Origin of the sequence: Hamadaea sp. NPDC051192 (assembly GCF_040682475.1) — a bacterium.
Lineage (GTDB): Bacteria > Actinomycetota > Actinomycetes > Mycobacteriales > Micromonosporaceae > Hamadaea > Hamadaea flava.
Genome location: NZ_JBFBAZ010000300.1, coordinates 1 through 1,526, shown reverse-complemented (window position 1 = coordinate 1,526; position 1,526 = coordinate 1). Strand labels below are relative to the sequence as shown.

At 66.0% G+C, this 1,526-nt stretch carries 1 protein-coding gene; it reads left to right on the top strand.

Annotated features, from left to right (window positions below; all coding sequences use genetic code 11):
- A partial coding sequence (locus tag AB0M47_RS42720; protein ID WP_363424765.1) for a LamG-like jellyroll fold domain-containing protein occupies positions 1 to 1,526 on the top strand: 1,526 nt, incomplete at both ends.

Below are 1,526 nucleotides of genomic sequence, written 5' to 3'. Positions count from 1 at the left end.
GAGTCCGGGGTGACCGAGGCGGTCAACGAGGTCAACGGCGGGATCGGCACCTACAACACGGTGACCCTCGGCTCGCCCGGCCCGTTCACCGACGCCACCGCTGCGGCGTTCGACGGCACGACGTCCTACCTGAGTCTCCCGACGGCCGACATCCCGACCACTGGGCCGAACTCCGTCGCGATGTGGTTCAAGATGCCGTCGGGGTCCACTGCGGGTGGCGTGCTTTATGCGTACCAAGGCATGCCTTTGAATGATTTGACGGGGAGCTGGTGGACCCCGGCGCTGTATGTGGGCACGGACGGCAAGCTGCGCGGCGGCCTGTGGACCGGGGCTGCCACGACCCGGATCACCACCGCGACGTCGGTGGCCGACGGAAAGTGGCACCACGTGGCTCTCGCCGCGGGTGTCAATACGCAGACGATGTATCTGGACGGCGTGGCGGTCGGGACGCTGAACACCACGATCGTGACCACCGGTGCGGCCTACGCCTACGTCGGTGCGGGCCGGTGGGAGGGGAACTGGCCGGCCCACAGCGCTGCGAGCGTCGGGTATTTCCCGGGTTCGATCGGGGAGTTCGCGTTCTACAAGTCGCAGCTGACGGCGGCGCAGGTCGCCGATCAGGTGGCGGCGAGCAAGAACGCGTCGGCGGACGCGGTGGGTGCGGCGTTGGCGAAGAAGATCGTGGTGACCGATCCGACGAACGCCACCACGACTTATCTGTACGACGTCGAGAACGGCAACCGGCAGGTCGCGGAGATCTGGACCGACGGTTCCCAGCAGCGGCAGACGGCTTACGGGTACAAGGACGGTTATCTGCGTACGGTGACCGACCCGAACGGCAACGTGACCACGAGCGAGTACGACGCGCGGGGCAACACGATCTCGGAGCAGACCTGCCAGGACCGGTCGGCAGGCAAGTGCTCGACGGTCTACTACAGCTATTACTTGAACGCGGCGTCGCCGGGTGATCTGCGCAATGATCAGATCACCGAACTTCGCGACGGCCGATCGGCCAGCGCGACGGACAACACGTATCTGACGAAGTTCGAGTACGACGCGCTGGGCAACAAGATCAAGACCACCGACGCGCTGGGCCGGGTGGCGTCCACGCAGTACACCGACGGCACGACGATCGCAGCAGCTGATGGCGGGTTCGCCCCAGCTGGATTGCCGTGGCGGGTCACGTCACCCGGTGGCCAGGTGCAGACCACGACCTATTTCGCCAATGGTGATGTGGCGCAGGTGACCGACCCCGCGGGTCTGGTGACCAAGCTGGCCTACGACGGAGTAGGCCGGGTGGTGTCGAAGACCGAGATCTCGACCGGATACCCGAGTGGCGTGGTGACCCGAGTCGTCTACGACAAGCTGGGCCGGATCACTCAGCAGACCGATCCGGCCACGACGAACCGGGTGACCGGCGCGGTGCATACCCCGGTGACGACGACGGTCTACAACTTCGACGGGCAGATCACGCAGCAGACCGTGGCCGATGCGACGGGTGGTGATGCGGCGCGGACGTTGAAGAA